General features: G+C 38.9%; 9 protein-coding genes and 1 pseudogene. 8 read left to right on the top strand and 2 right to left on the bottom strand.

All coding sequences use genetic code 11. The features are described 5' to 3' along the window. Window positions 1–960: 960 nt before the first annotated feature. From VF06_RS43395 to VF06_RS39350, 3 genes are all read left to right on the top strand, one after another. On the top strand, window positions 961–2,856 hold the full coding sequence (locus VF06_RS43395; RefSeq protein ID WP_099070063.1) for a calcium-binding protein: 1,896 nt from the start codon (window positions 961–963) through the stop codon (window positions 2,854–2,856). Window positions 2,857–3,888: 1,032 nt separating this feature from the next. Beyond that, window positions 3,889–5,580 carry a beta strand repeat-containing protein gene (locus VF06_RS20190; protein ID WP_099070064.1) on the top strand — a complete coding sequence of 564 codons (1,692 nt, stop codon included), beginning with the start codon at window positions 3,889–3,891 and terminating at the stop codon, window positions 5,578–5,580. 250 nt (window positions 5,581–5,830) lie between these two features. Next, a complete protein-coding gene (locus tag VF06_RS39350) occupies window positions 5,831–6,022 on the top strand; it encodes a hypothetical protein (protein ID WP_143861842.1) in 192 nt (63 codons plus the stop codon). 246 nt (window positions 6,023–6,268) lie between these two features. Here the strand turns inward: VF06_RS39350 and VF06_RS42805 are convergent, their stop codons facing one another. Further along, window positions 6,269–6,391 (bottom strand): hypothetical protein, encoded by a 123-nt coding sequence (locus VF06_RS42805; RefSeq protein ID WP_257207656.1) that lies wholly within the window; start codon window positions 6,389–6,391, stop codon window positions 6,269–6,271. A 643-nt stretch (window positions 6,392–7,034) separates the two neighbouring features. Between VF06_RS42805 and VF06_RS20185 the strand changes: the two are divergent. From VF06_RS20185 to VF06_RS20175, 3 genes and pseudogenes are all read left to right on the top strand, one after another. After that, a pseudogene (locus tag VF06_RS20185) lies at window positions 7,035–9,446 on the top strand (beta strand repeat-containing protein); the annotation flags it as partial. A gap of 827 nt (window positions 9,447–10,273) precedes the next feature. After that, window positions 10,274–12,517 carry a beta strand repeat-containing protein gene (locus tag VF06_RS20180; protein WP_099070088.1) on the top strand — a complete coding sequence of 748 codons (2,244 nt, stop codon included), beginning with the start codon at window positions 10,274–10,276 and terminating at the stop codon, window positions 12,515–12,517. Between the two features lie 872 nt (window positions 12,518–13,389). Further along, window positions 13,390–15,486, top strand: a complete 2,097-nt coding sequence (locus tag VF06_RS20175) for a beta strand repeat-containing protein (RefSeq protein WP_099070066.1) — start codon at window positions 13,390–13,392, stop codon at window positions 15,484–15,486. 53 nt (window positions 15,487–15,539) lie between these two features. On the opposite strand, the gene VF06_RS20170 is transcribed toward VF06_RS20175, so the two are convergent. Then, on the bottom strand, window positions 15,540–15,752 hold the full coding sequence (locus tag VF06_RS20170; RefSeq protein ID WP_099070067.1) for a hypothetical protein: 213 nt from the start codon (window positions 15,750–15,752) through the stop codon (window positions 15,540–15,542). Window positions 15,753–17,028: 1,276 nt separating this feature from the next. On the opposite strand from VF06_RS20170, the gene VF06_RS20165 reads away from it, so the two are divergent. Then, window positions 17,029–18,903: a calcium-binding protein gene (locus VF06_RS20165; RefSeq protein ID WP_099070068.1), complete on the top strand. Its 1,875-nt coding sequence runs from the start codon at window positions 17,029–17,031 to the stop codon at window positions 18,901–18,903. 826 nt (window positions 18,904–19,729) lie between these two features. Further along, window positions 19,730–21,673 carry a beta strand repeat-containing protein gene (locus VF06_RS20160; protein ID WP_143861841.1) on the top strand — a complete coding sequence of 648 codons (1,944 nt, stop codon included), beginning with the start codon at window positions 19,730–19,732 and terminating at the stop codon, window positions 21,671–21,673. Window positions 21,674–21,678 lie beyond the last annotated feature (5 nt).

Raw genomic sequence — 21,678 nt, 5'->3', positions numbered from 1 at the left:
TTTTCCACTACCGACTCTCTAAGTAAGTCAGCACAATCAAATCCAACTATATCAAGAAAAATATACTCGCCTATTTTCTATTCCCTATTACCCGATCCCAACGATAATTACTGATGCCGACTTACTTATTTTTCCAACAGTAATTCCTAAGCAAAATATTTTTATCCATCCTTTTGGCATCTGCTTAATACTCTCATAAAATTATTTTCCTGTCAAAATCAAAAATACTATATTTAGGAATTATGTACATATTTAAAATGTGTATTACTAAAACCTACAAAAAGTTTACAAAAATATTTACTAAAGTCTGGACATTCAAGTAAATATTCGTTATTTATGTATTAAGGGGTTATTTAAATGTTTTCTATGTGGAGACTAGATGTTCATGGGATCGATTGCACAAGGAGGGTATAAAAATATTTCTTTCCTAGTCCGCAGCCCCATTAAGCTAGTAAGGCTTAAGCATTGACAAAGCAAGCAATTTATTACATTTCGTGTTGAGCGCATTCTAGATTGATTTTTCAACTGTTTTTCAGCGATGCCTATGGTAAATGCTTACCTGAGCTAGCGATGCAGGATGAATGAAATCAACTTCAAACTAATTGTTTTATATCTGAATACAGGGCAAAAGAGATTTGTACAGTGCTTAAGACTTAGATAGTCAGAGATAGTTCAATAAATCAGCTATTACGCTTTTAAATTGCATAGTCACTCATGCGATTGGCTACTGACGCTTAACTGTCAACCATTAACAGCCAACGTGAAATGATGTGCTGCATTAAAAGCGCGACAGCTGATTGCTCAGAGTAAATCTTGGGTAAAAATTGCTAACTCTCAACGGCAAAATTAACTCTGCCGAAAGCGTCAACTTTTGGCAAAAATTTTGTGCAGTCAAACAGCACTAACTCGATTATTGACAACTGAAATTACTCCCAAAAATGCATTCAGGAAAGTAAAAGTATGCCAAATATCATTGGAACCAACGGTAACGATACCCTACTAGGAAGCAACAGTGCAGATACAATTAACGGCAAAGCAGGCAACGACACCATCACAGCCAAAAAGGGCAATGACACGCTCACTGGTGGCGGTGGCAAGGATAAATTTGTTTATAACTTGGGTGACGGTATTGATACAATCGCTGATTTTGGTGGCGTAGGTAAAGGTACAAACCCAACAGCAGGAGTTATTGCTGAAGTTGATACTATCAAATTTCAAGGCTCTGGCTTGACAGCACAAAAGCTTGTACTCACACAGAATGGCACTGATTTGGAAATCACCTTTGTAGGTGTAGCTGGTACAAAAGTCATCTTGAAAAACTTCAAACTAGAAGACTTGGAAAACTCCAAAGCTTCTGGAGGTAAACCAGCCATCGGTAATATTATCTTTGATGGGCAAAGTAGCATCATTGATAGTTTTAATGTTCTTGATGCCAACTCTACTCAAACAAGTGTCGGCACTGCCAACATAGTCACCTTCCTCAATGACCTAGACAATAACATTACGGGTTTAGACAACTCAAGTGATGTGGTGAATGGTCAGGGAGGTAATGACAAAATTGATGGCAAGAGTGGCGACGATTTGCTGCGGGGTGGTACGGGTAACGATACTCTCATTGGTGGTGCGGGCAATGATATTCTTGTTGGCGGTATCGGCAATGATAGCCTCATCGGTGGCACTGGTAACGACTTGCTGCAAGGTGATGTGGGAAATGATACTCTTGTTGGTGGTTTGGGTAATGACACCATCAATGGTGGGGCTGGTGACGATTACTTGATTTTTGATGAAAGCGAGGGCCCCGACTTCTCTGGCAATAGCCTGCTATCTGGCGGCGATGGCAATGATTATTTCTCTCTCTACGTGTTCTTCGAGGGCTTTCCCTTTGGCTCTTCAGGCAATAACACCCTCAATGGTGGGGCTGGTAATGATGGCTTGGATGTTGAGTATTCACAAGGCAATAACTTGCTTGATGGAGGCATTGGTAACGATAATTTGAGCGTTGGCCGTTCAAGTGGCGATAACGTACTCAATGGTGGCGATGGTAATGATAAATTGAGCAGTGACTTATCAACAGGCAACAACCTTCTAAATGGAGGCAGTGGTAATGATTCTCTCTCCAGTTCTGGCGTAGAGAACGATAACGACCTCCCAGATATTGTATTTTTCACATCAGGTCAGAACACGCTCGAAGGTGGCGCTGGTGACGATTACTTAAATGTTGACTTATCAACAGGCAATAACCTTCTAAATGGAGGTAGTGGTAATGATTCTCTTTTTGCATCTGGCATAGAGAACGATTATTACTTCCCAGATATTTTTTATGTCACATCAGGTCAGAACACGCTCGACGGTGGCACTGGTAACGATTACTTAAATATTAGCTATTCATCAGGCGATAATCTATTGAATGGTGGTGATGGTAATGATACTCTCACAGCTTCTCTTGCCACTGGTAAGAACACCCTCAAAGGTGGTAATGGCAATGACTACCTCATCGGTGGCGAAGGAAATGACAGCCTCTATGGAGAAGGTGGTGATGATACCTTTGCTTTCAATAGTTTCAATGAAGGCATAGATACCATTTATGATTTCGACACCAATAATGACGTGATTCGGGTATCTGCTGTTGGTTTTGGTGGTGGATTATCACCAGATCTATTTTCTGGAATACTCCCATCTGGTCGGTTTACTATCGGAGCGTCTGCAACCACAAGTAGCCAGCGATTTATTTATAACTCGACTACAGGTGCATTGTTCTTTGACCGAGATGGTAATGCAGGCGGATTTACTCAGGTACAATTTGCACAACTATCTACTGATTTGTCACTAACCAACTTCAATTTTCAGGTTGTTTAATTGTAATTACGGTTACATCAGTTAGTACAACAGCACAAGAATAAATTCTCAGAATGCGAGGTGTTGAACATAGCACCTCGCATTTGATTGCTTGATACAGTCAGCTTAATCAACCAAAGCGATGGTATATTGCCGCTTTTTAATTTCTATTGTGCGTATACGCGTTCGCGAAGCGTCTCGGAGAAAAGAGGATATGATTTATTCAGCTGCACCTAATTTTTTGCAGCCTTTCATATCTCTGATAAGAGAAAAATAAAATACATTTTCTATAATTTTTTCAGAGTAATTTATCTACTATCAAAGTATAAAAAATACCTTATTTACTATAAAAATAGTAAGTTTTTAACCAATAATATAAAGAGTATGCAAAGATATGTTTTTGAGTATAGACATTCATTTGAATGTTTAGTATTTAATTATTATCAGCTTATTTAGATGTTCCCTGTTTTCAAGCTAAAAACGTATCGACAATAGCTCCTAGCAAGGGCTGGCAAATATTTTCTCGATTCCCTGTCAACGGTTCCCTATTCTCAAGACAGCGGGTCTTATTTATCCATAGGTAAAACGCAAATCAATGCAGCATTTTGTAACTAAGTCAAAGAAGCGATCGAAGACTCAAAATCAGATATGGAGTCTGTCTGAATTGTGATTCCTGACTCTGCTAAGTTTGATGTCTTATAAGCGTTATCTTAAACTTTTTTTAGATTATGCTGTATAAACTTTTCCGCTATTTAAGACTTCAATTGTCCTAAATAGCTAGATAAATCATGTCTATTTTTAAAACCGTAGATTTTTGTAATGGGTGTAAAACTCAAAATTACAGCCCAAGCTGAATACTATACCCTCGTTACAAACTTTCAGTTTTAAAATTCATGTGGTTTAACAATAAAGAATTCAGAAGTTAGTAGTCAGAATTCTCCAATTGAATTCTGTGCGTCGAATTTCGGCTAGTTCATTTTGCTCTCAAACACTACTAACTCCAAATTGGCAATTTCAGTTACTCAACAAATTGATTTAGGTAGGTAAAAAATCATGGCAAATATCAATGGTACCAGTGGAAATGATTTCCTAAGTGGCACAACGAGTGATGACCTGATTCAAGGTTTATCAGGTAATGATAATATATTTGGCAATGGAAGTAACGACACTCTAGATGGTGGTTCCGGTAATGATGAACTGAATGCTTCCTTTTCTACTGGAAACAATATCCTCAAAGGCGGAACTGGGTCTGATATTTTAAATGTTTCCTTTTCCTCTGGAAATAACACCCTCAGTGGGGATGCGGGGACTGACACCCTTGAAATTAGCTTCTCTACTGCTAATAATACTGTTTCAGGCGGAGATGGGAGCGATACCTTCTTCGCCTTTAGAGTTCAGGGTACAAACACCCTCAGTGGAGGAGATGGGGATGATTCCTTTTTTTTAAGCGCCCCATTTACAGCCCCTTCTTCCTTAGTGACTCAAACGGTAGAAGGAGGAACGGGTAATGATTACTTAAACATCGATTACAGCAGTTCTAACGTCGGAATCACTACGACAAATGGTTCAATTAAAGCAGGTAACAATCAAGTTAGCTACAGGAATATTGAACGATTAGAAGTTAGAGGTACAGCCTACGATGACAACATTGTGGGGAGCAATGGCAACGATGTGCTTTATGGTGGTAATAGTGGCAACGATACGATTATCGGCGGTACAGGTAACGATACTTTAAATGTTGATTATTCCACAGGCGATAACTCCCTCAAAGGTGGCATTGGTAACGATAGCTTGAGTGCTATTTCTTCAAATGGCGATAATCTGCTGGATGGTGGAGATGGCAATGATGCGATCTCTGCCTCTGCCTACTACTACTACGATCCTTTCAGTAACTACTACAACATAGGAAGTCCGTCCTCAGGCAATAACACCCTCAAAGGTGGGGCTGGTAACGATAACTTGAGTGCCAACTATTCAACAGGTAATAATCTCCTGGATGGAGGTGATGGCAACGATTTTCTCTCTGTCTCTGCCTACAGTACTTTCGACTACAACTCTGGAATCACTTCTTTCTTTAGAAGTTCAGGCAATAACATCCTCAAAGGTGGGGCTGGTGATGATAACTTGAATGCTGAGCGTTCAACAGGCAATAATCTGTTGGATGGAGGCAGTGGCAATGATTTTCTGTTTGCCATTGAAGCCTCTGGTAAAAACACCCTCAATGGTGGCGTTGGTGATGATTTGATATTTGCTGAGATTTCAACAAGCAATAACCTACTTTCTGGTGGTGATGGCAATGATTTTCTGACTACCTTTGGTGCCTCTGGTAAGAACACCCTCAATGGTGGCGATGGCGATGACAATCTCAACGGAGGAGAAGGCAATGATATTTTCATAGGTGGTAACGGTAATGATTTCATTTTGGGCAATGGCGGTATTGATACCTTTGTTTTCAATAGTTTCAATGAAGGCGTAGATAGTATTAGTGACTTCAACGCTACTAATGAACTGATTCGGGTATCAGCTGCTGGTTTTGGTGGTGGCTTATCAGCAGGCGTGCTTCAGACAAGTCAGTTTACTATCGGAACATCTGCAACCACTAGCACTGAGCGATTTATTTATAACTCCACTACAGGTGGATTGTTCTTTGACCAGGATGGTAGTGCAGGTGGATTTACTCAGGTACAATTTGCACAACTATCTAGTGGGTTGTCACTAACCAACTTCAATTTTGTAGTTGTTTAGGGTTAATTAGGGTTCCATGATTTAAAAAATTTGGCGTTGCTGATTGAAAGTATGAATTAGTCTCACGCAAAGAATGGTTGTTTAGTTATATCAAAAATGTCAATTCATACTCTGATTCAGCAACGCCTGTTAAATTAGCTAAAATTTGGGCATTTAACTCTATATTTCAGATATTTTCTTTTGTTTTAGCTTTTTTAAGCTAAATAATCCAAGATTGCGTCACAAGATTGTCTAAGTAAATGTTTGCAGCATGTATACCAATAGTTTGCAAGTATTGTTAGCTATATTTTATGATATCTGCGGTTACAATTTTATCCACATTCTAACGATTATTCATGATGCTGACTTAACATCAGCGATCGCCAACTCAATTAATATGTATTTTTACTCACCGCCTCCGTCACAAGAGTATGAAGAAGACAAAAAGATAAGTAAACCTTGATTGAAATAAACAATGCTCTTTGTCCCACAAGGAATTCCAGGCTTGGTAAATTTATCTGTTTAGCAAGATTGACGAAATCTGAAGGCTTCAATACCTAATCCTGTGAAACATCAGTACTTAAAGATATCCTTTTTTCAATGAATAATATGAAGAGTATGCAAAGATATGCTTTTAGGCATAGACATGTAAGTAAATATTCAGTATTTAGTTAGTATGGTGTTACTTAAATATTGTATATTCTCAAAGTTAAACACCCACAGGTAATACTTGATAAGCAAAGTCAGAAAATTTCTTTGCTTGTTTGTTTTTATCTGTAGACTGTTTGCTAATTTTCAAGCTAGATGTTTGTGGGAGCGATCGCACAACCATAGCATGAAAACATTTTTTTCTCAGTTCAACTCCCCAGTTACAAGCTTATGGACAAAACTTTTCTAATTTACTTCCTACTTTCCTTTTTCAGCTAGATGTTGAAAACTAGCATTATTGACATTTGTTGCAGAAGACTACCAGAAGTTCTGAGATTTTATGTGTTGATAACATCACTTTCATTTCAGGGTTTTTACATAAATTTTGTCGATGTAAAATAATGTGAAGAATGTGCAAAGATATTTGTTGAAATATAGACATCTAAGTAAATATTCAGTATTTAATTAGTATAGTCTTATTTATATGTTCCCTATAAAGAGATTAACTTGCACTCAAATAGCTGAACTTAAATAATCCCAAATAGATTGGATAGTTGCTAAGCTGATGCACGCTAAAAAAGCATAGTTAGTTGTGATGGCCGTTGATTGTTGACTGTTAATTGTCAACAGGCGGCGGCTAGTTAATGTGCAATTTTTATGTGGAACAGCTTATTTACAAGCTAGTTAACAAGGAGATGATTAGAACAATTGCTAATCCTCCTCCCATCTATACCGAAATGATTGAATTTTCGGTGATTTTTTGATGCTGAAAAATAGTATCACAAGTTGATAATTCCAGTTAAAAAAGATTTAGGCAGGAAAAATTTATGGCAAATATTATTGGAACCATTGGTAATGATACGCTACTGGGCACTTCAAGCGCAGATACAATTAACGGTAAAGCTGGTAACGATATCATCACAGCCAAACTGGGCAATGATACCTTAACTGGTGGCGGTGGCAACGACAAATTTGTTTATAACTTGGGTGACGGCATTGATACGATTACAGATTTTGGTGGAGTGGGTAAAGGAACAAATCCAACCCCAGGAGTTATTGCTGAAGTCGATACCATCAAATTCCAAGGCGCTGGCTTGACTGCTCGAAATTTATTGCTGACACAGAACGGTACAAATTTAGAAATCACCTTTGAAGGGGTGGATGATACAAAAATTGTCTTGAAGAACTTCAAACTAGAAGACTTGGATAATCTCAAAGCTTCTGGTACAAGACCAGCCATTGCGAATATTATCTTTGATGGACAAACAAGCATCATTGATAGTTTTAACGTTCTTGATGCTAACTCAACAGAAACAACCATCGGCATCAAAAACACAGTTACTTTCCTCAACGACCTTGCTAACAATATTATCGGTTTAAATAACTCAGATGATGTGATTAATGGTCAAGGGGGTAACGATAAAATCGATGGGTTAAGTGGTAACGACCTTTTGAGGGGTGGAACGGGCAATGATACTCTCATTGGTGGTTTGGGCAATGACACTCTCATTGGTAACGCCGACAATGACTCCCTGGTAGGTGGCGCTGGTAATGACTCCCTGGTAGGTGGTGCAGGCAATGATACCCTTAACGGTGGTAGTGGTAACGATTTGGTGAATGTTGACTCTTCAAGTGGCAATAATATCCTAGATGGCGGCGATGGCAACGATACTCTCTCGGCTTTAGGTGACTACTACGGAGAAGTGGTATCTGGTAATAACACCCTCAAAGGCGGTGCTGGTAACGATTTGTTGATTGCAGACTATTCAGCAGGTAATAACCTACTAGATGGTGGCGATGGCAATGATGAGCTTTCTGTTTCTGGCGACTATTACAGTGCTGTGGTTAGTGGTAATAACACCCTCAAAGGTGGCATTGGTGACGATACTTTGAAGGCTATCTTTGTAACAGGTGATAATCTCCTAGATGGAGGAGCCGGCAACGATTATTTCTGGCTCAACATTGCCGACGGTAATAACACCCTCATCGGAGGTGCTGGTAACGATACCTTAAGGACTGGGATTAACACAGGTAATAATCTGCTTTCTGGAGGCGATGGTAATGATTCTCTCACTGCCTCTGGTGTAGAGGGTTATAGATTTGATAACAATTCAGGCAATAATACCCTCAACGGTGGCCTTGGTGACGACACCTTGAAGGTTGACTATTCAAGAGGCGCTAACCTGTTAAATGGAGACGATGGCAATGATTATCTCTCCGGTTCTGGTTATACCTATGGCTACGGAGGAGCGTATTACATTACCACAGGTAATAATACCCTCAACGGTGGCAGTGGCAAGGATACCTTGAATGTTGACTATTCAGAAGGCGACAACCTATTAAATGGCGGTGATGGCGATGATTATCTCACTGCATCTGGCTACGAGTTCGATGAAGATTACGAAGTCTATTATCAAACCTTAGGCGATAATACCCTCAACGGTGGTGCCGGTAACGATACCTTGAGTGTTGACTATTCACAAGGTAGCAACTTATTGAATGGGGGCGCTGGTGATGATTGGTTATATGGTGTTTATTCAACAGGCGATAATTTCCTTGATGGAGGCGACGGTTTTTATAATCTGTTGTATGTAGCTTATAGTTCTGGTAATAACACCCTTGCTGGTGGTGCTAGCTACAATGATTTTGTGATTGACTATTCAACAGGTAATAACCTAGTATCTGGAAGCAATGGCATTGATTATTTTTCTGCAATAGCCTGTTTTGGTAATAACACTCTCAACGGTGGTGCTGGTAACGATTACTTTGATATTAGTTATTCATCAGGTAATAATTTAGTTAATGGTGGCGATGGCAACGATATTTTCAATACCTTTGGTGCCACTGGTAAAAACACCCTCAACGGTGGTAACGGAGATGATATCCTTACAGGTGGCAGTGGTGATGATAGCCTAACTGGAGGAGCTGGTATTGATACCTTTACTTTCAATAGTTTCAATCAAGGCATCGATCGCATTTCTGACTTTAACGCTACTAATGAAATAATTCAGGTATCGGCTGTTGGTTTTGGCGGCGGTTTATCAGCAGGTGTACTTCAAACAAGTCAGTTGAGAATTGGAACATCTGCAAACACTAGCGCTCAACGATTTATTTATAATTCCACCACAGGTGCATTGTTCTTTGACCAAGATGGCAATGCAGGCGGGTTTGCTCAAGTACAATTTGCGCGACTATCTGCTGGCTTATCTTTAACCAACGAAAATTTTGTAGTTGTTTAAGACTAATAAGCTGTTCAACATCTAGTTCGCATACAGCAATTTTCAGGTAAATAAACCACGTTGTAGGGCGAACAACCGTTCGCCCCTAGCAGGGATTGTGGTTCAAATAGATGAAAAACGGTGTACGTCAATTTTCTCCAACCACAACAAAAATGGTTGATATTCTTATTGCAACGGCTCTTGATTTGATTAATCCTAAACTAAACATCTAAAAAACTGGTTTACAGACTGTTGCTACTGTACTTCATGAACCTGCAATCTGCTGTATCGGCGTTGCGTAAGTCCTAATATCTAAAGACTAAAAAATGTTAATAATAAATAATATTTTTTTCTTAACATATATTAATCAGTAAAATTTTGGCAAATTATGTAAAGTTATTTATTGAGAGTGTCGATAGCTCAGTAAATCTTTTGTATATTACTTGATTGACGGCTTATTGCAACCTTGCTAAAAATTAGTCTCTTTATTCCCTCTTACCTCAATTCCCTATTTTTCAGCTAGATACCAAAGGCGATCGCTCAAAACAAAGGCATATATAGGATTCACATTTGATTTGTGTGAAGCTAGGTACGCTCGTATGATTTTTTACCTATTCCCCGTTCCCTCAACCCTATCTCTACGAGTAGTTCTCCCAATCAAATCTGATTCCTATATTTGAATAAGTAATACTTACAAGTCAAAACAACGAGAATTTTCTAAAAAATGAGTGACCCTCAAGGGTGACATAAAAGTATGCCAAAAACGCGAAATTTTGGTGAATTATTTGCGCGTTCAAATAGCACAAACACAAGAAAGTCAAAAATTTGATTCAAGTAGGAATAAAATCATGGCAAATATCATTGGAACTAACGGTAACGATACTCTACTGGGTACCACCAGTGCTGACACGATTAACGGTAAACTTGGCAACGACACACTCACAGGTGGCGGTGGCAAGGATATATTTGTTTACAACTTGGGTGACGGTATTGATACGATTACAGATTTTGGTGGCGTGGGTAAAGGCACAAACCCAACAGCAGGGGTTATTGCCGAAGTTGATACAATTAAATTTGTTGGTGCTGGATTGACTGCTAGAAATTTGTTGCTGACTCAGAATGGCACAAATTTGGAAATTACTTTTGAAGGGGTAGCTGGCGCGAAAGTCGTCTTGAAAAACTTCAAATTAGAAGACTTGGATAACTTGAAAGCTTCTGGAACAAGACCAGCGATCGCTAATATTATCTTTAATGGACAAACAAGCATCATTGATAGTTTTAATGTTCTGGATGCCAACTCCACAGAAACAACCATCGGCATCAAGAATACAGTCACCTTCCTTAATGACCTTGCCAACAACATTACCGCTTTAGATGACTCAGATGATGTGGTGAATGGTCAAGGAGGTAATGACAAAATCGATGGCAAAAGCGGCAATGACTTGCTGCGGGGTGGTACTGGCAACGATACTCTTATTGGCGGTGCGGGGAATGATACTCTTGTTGGCGGTAGTGGTAATGATAGTCTCAACGGTGGTACTGGTAATAACCTACTCCAAGGTGATGCGGGCAATGATACTCTCATTGGTGGTAGTGGTAATGATACCCTCAACGGTGGTACTGGTAAGGATTTCTTGAATGTTGACTTTTCAAGTGGTAATCATCTGCTAAATGGTGACGCTGATAACGATAACTTAAATGCTAAATATTCAACAGGCAATAACACCCTCAATGGTGGTCTGGGTAACGATAAGTTAGATATTTTACTTTCAGAAGGCGATAACTTACTGAATGGAGGCGATGGTAACGATTTTCTCGTATCCTCTCGCCAATTGGATGATAACTCACCTATCTCCAGCGCTTCAGGCAATAACACACTCAACGGTGGTGCAGGTGACGATAACTTGGATGTAGAGGCTTCATCAGGCAATAATCTGCTTGATGGTGGCGATGGTAATGACTATCTCTCAGCCTCAGGTGGCTTCGTCGGGTCTGTGTCATCTGGAAATAACACACTCATTGGTGGTAATGGTGATGATTTCTTGAATGCTGACCTTTCATCAGGTAATAATCTACTTAATGGTGGCGATGGCAATGACAGGATCTCTGCTTCTGGTGTATTTATCTCACCTATACTTAGCACTAGTGGAAATAACACCCTTAATGGTGGTGCTGGTAACGATACTTTGAGTGCTGACTATTCTTCAGGCAAAAACCTACTCAATGGAGATGATGGCAATGATTTGTTGTTCATCTATAACTCCATTGGGAATAATACCCTTAACGGCGGCGTTGGTGACGATAAGTTTAGCCTCTTTTATGACAATGCCTCTATCGACAATGGAAGTAATAATACTATAGATGGCGGCACAGGTAAAGATTTGTTGGCAATCGAATACTACGGTACTACTGAAGGAATCACTTCAGCTTTCAATACCACTACCAATGCTGGTAATATTTCCGTGGATGGGAAAGTGGTTAGCTATAAGAATATCGAACAATTAAATATCACAGGTACAGAGTACGATGACTTAATTGTGGGCAGCAATGGAAATGATACCCTCAATGGTAACTATGCTGGTAATGATACAGTTTTTGGTGGCGCTGGTGATGACCGCTTGATTGTTGAGTATTCAACAGGCAATAACTTTGTAGATGGAGGCAATGGCAATGATTATATCTTTGCCTTTGGCGCGTTCGGGAATAATACCCTCAAAGGTGGTACTGGTAATGATACCCTCACGGGTGGCAACGGTAATGATAGCCTAACTGGAGGAAGTGGTATTGATACCTTTGTTTTCGATAGTTTCAATCAAGGCATCGATCGCATTTCTGACTTTAACGCCACTAATGAAATAATTCAAGTATCGGCTCTTGGTTTTGGTGGCGGTTTATCAGCAGGTGTACTCAAAGCCAATCAGTTTACAATCGGTACATCTGCAACCACAAGTACTCAAAGGTTTATTTATAACTCGACTACAGGTGCATTGTTCTTTGACCAAGATGGCAGTGCAGGTACTTTTACTCAGGTACAATTTGCTTTAGTTACTACTGGGTTATCCTTAAGCAACAACAATTTTGTGGTTGTTTGATTGTAAATTAGCGATCGCACATAACTAACCAGTAGCTAAAAATCCAAAATCCCTTAATTGCCAGGTGGAACAAGGTTAGACCAATAGACTCAAAAGTCTTTTGATGTCAGAATTTGACCGTTGGTTTATGCCGTAATCCACCTGGCAACTGTTATACTACATAGGACTCATATCAAGTTCGGATAATCAGTTATTGTTACAATTTCTCCCTTGTCCCCGCGTCTTTGCGTCCCCGCGTCAGTCCTAATGATAAGTCTTCACCCGAACATGATATTAATCCGTAACTTTACATCCATTTTTGATGGTGAAACCAAACAATATGAAGAATATGCAAAGATATTTCTATAAATTTCCAAAATCTACGTAAATATTCTGTATTTTGTTAGTAAGATGTTATTTAGATGTTTCCTATTTTTCAGTGAGATCGTCAAGAGCGATCGCCTACAACAACCGGATGCAAATTATTTGTCTATCCTGGGTCAAAGTTCAATATTTTTAAGTTAGGAATAATTACGCATTGACAAAAAAACCTACATGAAGCGTGTATTAGACATTAAAGCTTTAATTTTTTGATGTTTTTCGAGAGATGCTGAGGTTTGATTGATTAAAAAAAGCCTGAAGCCATCATTATTACTCAATACACAGCCTCATAAATTTTTACAGTGCCTAAGGCTTAGATACTCCAAAGTATTTAGATAAGTGCTATCTGCAAACCATTGAAGACGTAAAACTTTCCGAAAAATTGCTACCCCTCAAGGGTGATATCCAGTATATCGAAAGCATCAACTTTCGAGAAATTTTTGTGCGCCAAAACAGCACTAACAACCGAGAGATGAAATTACTTCAACAATCGATTCAAGTAGGAGAAAGTTATGGCAAATATCATTGGAACCAACGGTAACGAGACTCTACTGGGTACCACCAGCGCCGACACCATTAACGGTAAGCTTGGCAACGACACGATAACAGGTAACGCAGACAATGACACACTCACAGGTGGCGGTGGTAAGGATAGATTTGTTTACAACTTGGGTGATGGCATTGATACAATTACAGATTTTGGTGGAGTGGGTAAAGGCACAAACCCGACACCAGGTGTTATTGCCCAAGTTGATACCATCAAATTTGTTGGTGCTGGTTTGACTGCACGAAATCTGTTACTCACCCAAAATGGCACAAACTTGGAAATCACCTTTGAAGGGTTAACTGGTACAAAAATCATCTTGAACAATTTCAAGTTAGAAGACTTGGAAAATTTGAAAGCTTCTGGAAGTACGCCAGCCATTGGCAATATTATTTTTGATGGACAAACCACCATTGTTGATAGTTTTAATGTTCTGGATGCTAACTCAACAGAAACAACCATCGGCATCAAAAATACAGTCACCTTTCTCAATGACCTTGCCAACAATATTACTGGTTTAGACAACTCAAATGATGTGATTAATGGTCAGGGGGGCAATGACAAAATCAACGGTTTAAGCGGTGATGATTTGTTGCGGGGTGGTGTTGGGAACGATACTCTCATTGGTGGTGCTGGCAACGATACTCTCGTTGGTGATACTGGCAATAACTTACTTGATGGTGGCGATGGCAATGATTCCCTTTTTGCTTCTGGTTCTTCCATTGATTACGAAAATATTAACTATGCCTTAGGCAATAACACTCTTAACGGTGGCGTTGGTAACGATTCTTTGTTCGCTAATTATTCATCAGGTAATAACTTACTCAATGGAGGCAATGGTAATGATTTTCTCTCTGCCACTAGCGAACAGTACTATTATACTATAGGTGCTTTAGGGAACAACACCCTCAACGGTGGTGCTGGTAACGATACATTGAATGCTAAATATTCATCAGGCGATAACCTCCTCAACGGTGAAGATGGCAATGATTTTCTCTCTGTTTCTGGGTTCCAATACTACGACGTTATTGGCGCTTCCGGTAATAACACCCTCACTGGTGGCGCTGGTGATGATTACTTGTATGCTGACTATTCATCAGGCACTAACTCACTTGATGGAGGCATTGGGAATGATGTTTTGAATGTTCAGGCTTCAACAGGCGATAACCTACTCAATGGTGGCGATGGTAATGATTATTTGAGTGCTTCTAGCGATAGCACCAGATACGGCATCGAGCGCACCTCTGGGAATAACACCCTTAACGGTGGTATCGGTGACGATACCTTAAGTGTTAACGGTTCAGCTAACGATAATCTGCTTGATGGTGGCGATGGTAGCGATCGTCTCTCTGCTTCTGGCTACTGGGATTACTACAATGGATTAAATAGCGCCTTAGGTAACAACACACTCAACGGCGGCGCTGGCAACGACTCCATAATTGTGAACTTATCAACAGGCAATAATCTTTTGAATGGAGGGAGTGGTAATGATTCTCTCTTTGGATCTGGCTTTGACGGTCTCTCCGATTTAAATGCATATTATGTCACATCAGGCAACAACACTCTCAACGGTGGCGCTGATAACGATTACTTAAATATTGAGTATTCATCAGGCAATAATCTCTTAGATGGTGGGGATGGCAATGATATTCTCATAGCCTCTAATGCCACTGGTAAGAACACCCTCAAAGGTGGAAATGGAAATGATACCCTCACAGGCGGCAAGGGTAATGATAGCCTAATTGGAGGAAGTGGTATTGATACCTTCGTTTTCAATAGTTTCAATGAAGGTGTTGACAGAATTTCTGATTTCAACACTACTAATGAAGTAATTCGAGTATCAGCTGCTGGTTTTGGTGGCGGTTTATCAGCAGGCATACTCAAAGCTAATCAATTTAGAATCGGTACATCTGCAACCAGTGGCACTCAAAGGTTTATTTATAACTCAACTACAGGTGCATTATTCTTCGACCAAGATGGTAACGCAGGCGCATTTGCTCAAGTACAATTTGCACAATTATCTAGCGGCTTGTCATTAACTAACAACAATTTTGTAGTTGTTTAATTAGGAAATAACACCCAGAAATTAAAAATAATTTCTGGGTGTATTTATTGAAATTAAATGGTGAAATTGTCAGCGTATTGTGTACCTATAATTAGAGAGCGATCGCTAACATTAATAATATCAGTATTGATTAAAGTATCATCACCATTTCCACCCGATAAATTAACATCATCAACAATTACACCCGATATAATATTAAAAGGGTAAAGGATGTATTTGAAACCTTTTCCCTTTTCCCTTTCCCCTTTCCCCTTTAACCGAACCATATTAGATACCAAGAGACTTTCTTTCCTTATTACCTGTTGCCTATTATAAGTCTGGCTAAGTAAAGAAAATTGCAAATGCTAGTAATGCAAGATGTTTTAAATGGCAACTCACACTTTACTCATCTATGCAATTTTAAAATCCTCCTGAGGATATAATTTATTATCGATTTTGATTATTTATCAAATCTATAGCCGTAGATATCGCTGTTATTCAAAATAAAATATTTATCCTTCTATCATTATTTAAAATATTTATCCTTGACTTAATATAAAGAATTAGTAACGTAAATATTAAGGAGATATAAAAAATTCTCTTGATAGAGAATTATCTACAAATCATCTTTAAAATATGTAAAGATATTGTTTGAGCAATTAATTAATTAGTAAATATTCTGTATATTAATGATGAACCGATTATTTTAATGCCTTGTTCGGTTTATTTATACCCTGCATTTTGTGTCTTATTTTTTTTCAGCTAAATACCCACGAACATAACCCATAACAAGAGCATAAGTATCTGTTGTTGTGTTTTGGAGCTAGTAATAATTACTCATTGACAAAGCCACTAAATTATAGTCTGTAGGTTTGAGTCATTCAAGGTTGATTTTTAACTCTTTTTCAGTGATGTGTTTGGTAAATATAGGACTCATATTTGATTTTGAGAAATACACATAGGTGCTTTATGTCAAAGGTTAACGTACCAGTTAAAGATTTAGGTGCGTTAGGCTATGGCATCAAAGATCCTACAGATACTTAAATTTTTTCATAAATCAAATCGGACTTTTATAGTTACCTATGCAATTGAGAAAGGATGATTAAAATCATCTTGAAACTATTTTTTTCAATCCATACACTGATTAATTTGTAGAATGCAGTAACGGAACTTAGACAAAAATAGTAAGAAAAATAACTCAAATATATATAGCAGTCGCAAATCATTTGCGAATTCTTGCTGCTGTTGACCATTGAGTGTTAACAGTTGACAGTCAACAGTCAACAATCAAAGTTTCAAACTGTTTTGGGCATCGTTATGTATTTTCTTTGCTCTGAATAAATTTGAACCTTGGTTTCTACTCAATATTTTTGAAGTTATGCACTTCAAAAAGTAATAACAATTCAATTACAAGGAGAATAATCATCAAAAATTCTTAATCTTTAAGAATCAAATTTGAGCGTGTTTAAACTCTTAAATTGCGGCTTTGTTTGCCGTTCCCCAACAGTACTAAAAATAAAGAATTTCATTTCTTCCAAAAATCAATTCAGGCAGGAAAAAGCTATGGCGTATATCATTGGAACTAACAGTAACGATACCCTACTAGGTACTAACAGCTTTGACACGATTAATGGTAAAACTGGTAACGACATTATTACAGGGAACAAAGGGTATGACTACTTAACAGGTGGCGGTGGTAACGATAAATTTGTTGTTAATTTGGATGATGGAATTGTTACTATTAGTGATTTTGTTGGAGTGGGTAAAGGCACAAACCCAACACCAGATGTTATTGCCGAAGTTGATACCCTCAAATTTCAAGGGTATGGGTTAACTCCACAAAATTTACTGCTGACACAGAATGGTAACAGTCTAGAAATCTCATTTGAAGGTGTATATTTTCCTCCGCTATCTATTACAAAAGTTATTCTACAAAACTTCAAATTAGAAGACTTGGATAACCTCAAAGCTTCTGGTAGTAGACCAGCCATTGGCAATATTATCTTTGATGGACAAACTAGCATCACCGATAGTTTTAATGTCCTAGATGCAAACTCCACTGATACGAGCATCGGCATTAAAAACACAGTCACCTTCTTTAACGACTTGGACAACAACATTACAGCTTTAGACAACTCAGATGATGTGGTCAATGGTCAAGGAGGTAATGATTTCATCAACGGCTTAAGTGGCAATGACTTGCTGCGGGGTGGTACTGGCAATGATACTCTCATTGGGGGTACTGGCAATGATACTCTCGTTGGTAATGCAGGTAATAACCTACTCTTTGGAGACAATAATGATGATTCTCTTTCGGTCTCTGGGTATTACACAATAGAATACACTGGCTACCAATACGACTCTCGCTCAGACGGCAATAACACCCTCAACGGTGGTGTTGGTGATGATAGCTTGAGTGCTAGTGGTTCAAAAGGCAATAACCTACTGTGTGGAAGCGATGGTAGTGACACCCTCTCCGTCTTTGGCTACTATCAATCCATTAGCTATAACTACGACTACTACTCAGAGTCATCTGGTCAAAACACCCTTGATGGTGGGGCTGATCGGGATTGGTTAAGCGCTAGTGGTTCGACAGGGAATAACCTGCTTTCTGGAGGGGATGGTAACGATTTTATCTCTGTCTCTGGTTACTACGAATTGAAAAGCTCATCAGACGCTTACGATCCTCGCACTTCTAGCCAGGAATACGATTCTCGTTCCTCAGGTAATAATACCCTCAACGGTGGGGCTGGTGATGATAGCTTGAGTGCTAGTGGTTCAACAGGCAATAATCTACTTGATGCAGGAGATGGCAATGATTTTCTCAACATCTCTGGTTACAATGATTCTAGTAACGTTAACTACTACGACGAGTACGGTAACTACGCTGGCAGTTATTTATATAATTACGAATCTCGTTCTTTAGGTAATAACACTCTCAGGGGTGGTGTTGGTAACGATACCTTAAATGCTGGTGGTTCAACAGGCGATAACCTCTTGGATGGTGGGGATGGTAATGATATTCTCACAGCCTCTAATGCCACTGGTAAAAACATTCTCAAAGGTGGAAATGGTAACGATATCCTTACGGGTGGCAATGGCAATGATAGCCTAATTGGAGGAAATGGCGTTGATACCTTTGTCTTCAATAGTTTCAATGAAGGTGTTGATAGAATTTCTGATTTAAATGTCACTAATGAAACGATTCGGATATCGGCTACTGGTTTTGGTGGCGGTTTATCAGCAGGTGTACTCAAAGCTAACCAGTTTAGAATCGGTGCATCTGCAACTACTAGCACACAAAGATTCATTTATAACTCGGCTACAGGTGCATTGTTCTTTGACCGAGATGGTAGCGCAGGTGGATTTGCTCAAGTACAATTTGCACAATTATCTAGCAGCTTGTCATTAACTAACAACAATTTTGTAGTTGTTTAACTTTGATTAAGGCTCTATCAATCGAGGTAGAGCAAATTGCAATCCTATTTCAGTTGCGAACAATATCGGTGTTAACTGTTGACTGTTGACAGTCAACAGTTAACGTTCAACAACTCTAACAGGTAATATTTCACAAATTATTTGGGATTACTATATTATTTTTTAATTTCTTTTTTGAAAGTATTTGTGTGGTTGTGAATGTAAATAATTCGCTAGGAAAATATTAAGAGTATATAAAAAATAATCTCACTAGATAATTATAAGTAAATATTTTTTTCAAATATGTAAAGATATTTCTTTAAAAATCAATTATTCAGTAAATATTCTGTATATTAATAATGATGAATGTTTTATCCCTGTATTTCTGAAAGTTTGTTTCCTATTTTTTTCAGCTAGATATCCACCCATCCACCACGATAACGGATAACAATAGCATAAATAGCTGTTGTCCTGTTTTGAGGCTAGTAGGACTTACGCATTGACAAAAAACCATAAATGAAGTGTCATTTTTAATACTCTAGCTGCACCGTTCAATATTTGTTGAGCAATGTCTGAGTTCAGGTTAAGCCTGAGTTATTGCTCATAAATGATGATTGGAAAAAGCCTGCAATAGAGATTTATTCCAATGGACACATTTATAGATTTGTATAGCGCCTAAGACTTAGATAGCTTAAATATTTTGTTCAGTGCTGCCTGCAAAGGATTCCAAATATAAAACTTCCGAAAAAATTGCTAAACCTTAAAGGTGGCATCAAGTATATCCAAAGCAGCAACTTCAGCGAAAACTTAATTGACTGCAAAACATTGATTCAAGTACGAAAAAGTTATGGTAAATATCATTGGAACCATTGGTAATGATACGCTAGTTGGTACTGACAGCCAAGATACAATTAATGGCAAAGCTGGCAACGATATCATCATATCTAATAAGGGCAACGACACCCTAACTGGTGGCGGTGGCAAGGATAAATTTGTTTACAACTATGATTCCAATACCTACTTAGACGAAGGCACTGATACCATAACTGATTTTGGTGGAGTGGGCAAAGGCACAAACCCAACAGCAGGAGTTATTGCAGAAGTTGATACCATCAAATTCCAAGGCGTGGGTTTAACTGCTCGAAATTTGCTACTCACCCAGAATGGTGCAAACTTGGAAATTACGTTTCAAGGAGTGACTGGTACAAAAGTCATTTTGAAAAACTTCAAACTAGAAAACTTAGATAATCTCAAAGCTTCTGGTACCAGACCAGCCATTGGTAATATTATTTTTGATGGGCAAACTACCATCACCGATAGTTTTAATGTTCTGGATGCTAACTCTACTGACACGACCATCGGCATCAAGAATACTGTAACCTTCCTCAATGACCTTGCCAACGACATTATTGGTTTAGATGATTCAAATGATGTCATTAATGGTCAGGGGGGTAATGACAAAATTGATGGCAAGAGTGGCAACGACTTGCTGCGGGGTGGTGCAGGCAATAATACTCTCATTGGTGGAATTGGTGACGATTATTTAAGTAATGACTCTTCAATAACTGAGTTTTCAACAGGTAATAATTTACTTGATGGAGGTGATGGCAATGATTTTCTCTCTGCCTCTGGCTACAGAGAGTTCCAAAACTTGGGCTTTGATACATTCTATTTTGCATCAGGCAATAACACTCTCAAGGGTGGCATTGGTAATGATGAGTTACTTGCTCAGTATTCATCTGGCAATAACCTACTAGATGGTGGTAGTGGTAATGATTCTCTAACAGTCTCTGGTTCTTACAGTAGCTACTATGGAGACTATCGCACCTCTGGCAATAACACCCTCAACGGTGGCGCTGGTGATGATAGGTTAAGTGCTGATAACTCAACAGGCGATAATTTGCTCAATGGTGGTACTGGCAATGATTTTCTTGGTATCTTTCAGGCTAGTGGCAATAACACTCTCAACGGTGGTACAGGTGATGATACCTTGAATGCTGACTATGCAGGAGGAGACGGTAGCATATTAAATGGAGGCGATGGTAACGATCTTCTCTCTGCGTCTGGCGCAGAGCCAGACTTTGGCGGAAGAGAACTCGGCAATTATACTACTGGTAATCACACCCTTGATGGTGGTGCTGGTAATGATACTTTGGATACTGGCATTTCATTTGGCAATAACCTACTCAATGGTGGCGATGGCAATGATTATCTCTTTGGCTCTGACTACTATGAACCCTACGCTTACCCGGAACAGAGAAATCTTTACATCGCCTCAGGCAATAACACTCTCAATGGTGGTGCTGGTAGCGATTCCTTGATTGTTGATGATTCAAAAGGCGATAATCTTTTGGATGGTGGCGATGGTAATGATATTCTTTCTGCCTCTGGCGCTTCTGGTAAAAACACCCTCAAAGGTGGAAATGGCAATGATACCTTCACAGGCGGCAAGGGTAATGATAGCCTAATTGGAGGAAGTGGTATTGATACTTTCGTTTTGAATAGTTTCAATGAAGGTGTTGACAGAATTTCTGATTTCAACACTACTAATGAAGTGATTCGAGTATCAGCTGCTGGTTTTGGTGGCGGTTTATCAGCAGGCATACTCAAAGCTAATCAATTTAGAATCGGTGCATCTGCAACCAGTGGCACTCAAAGGTTTATTTATAACTCAACTACAGGTGCATTATTCTTCGACCAAGATGGTAACGCAGGTGCATTTGCTCAAGTACAATTTGCACAATTATCTAGCGGCTTGTCATTAACTAACAACAATTTTGTAGTTGTTTAATCTGA

Origin of the sequence: Nostoc linckia z4 (assembly GCF_002608075.1) — a bacterium.
Lineage (GTDB): Bacteria > Cyanobacteriota > Cyanobacteriia > Cyanobacteriales > Nostocaceae > Nostoc > Nostoc linckia.
Note: the sequence above shows the minus strand (reverse complement) of the source record. Positions and strands in the feature narration are given on the sequence as shown.

Excerpts from the sequence above, each read along its gene's own strand:
- VF06_RS43395 (WP_099070063.1), top strand. The coding sequence starts at position 961 with ATGCCAAATATCATTGGAACCAACGGTAACGATACCCTACTAGGAAGC.
- VF06_RS20190 (WP_099070064.1), top strand. The coding sequence starts at position 3,889 with ATGGCAAATATCAATGGTACCAGTGGAAATGATTTCCTAAGTGGCACA.
- VF06_RS39350 (WP_143861842.1), top strand. The coding sequence starts at position 5,831 with ATGTATACCAATAGTTTGCAAGTATTGTTAGCTATATTTTATGATATC.
- VF06_RS42805 (WP_257207656.1), bottom strand. The coding sequence starts at position 6,391 with ATGGTTGTGCGATCGCTCCCACAAACATCTAGCTTGAAAATTAGCAAA.
- VF06_RS20180 (WP_099070088.1), top strand. The coding sequence starts at position 10,274 with ATGGCAAATATCATTGGAACTAACGGTAACGATACTCTACTGGGTACC.
- VF06_RS20175 (WP_099070066.1), top strand. The coding sequence starts at position 13,390 with ATGGCAAATATCATTGGAACCAACGGTAACGAGACTCTACTGGGTACC.
- VF06_RS20170 (WP_099070067.1), bottom strand. The coding sequence starts at position 15,752 with ATGGTTCGGTTAAAGGGGAAAGGGGAAAGGGAAAAGGGAAAAGGTTTC.
- VF06_RS20165 (WP_099070068.1), top strand. The coding sequence starts at position 17,029 with ATGGCGTATATCATTGGAACTAACAGTAACGATACCCTACTAGGTACT.
- VF06_RS20160 (WP_143861841.1), top strand. The coding sequence starts at position 19,730 with ATGGTAAATATCATTGGAACCATTGGTAATGATACGCTAGTTGGTACT.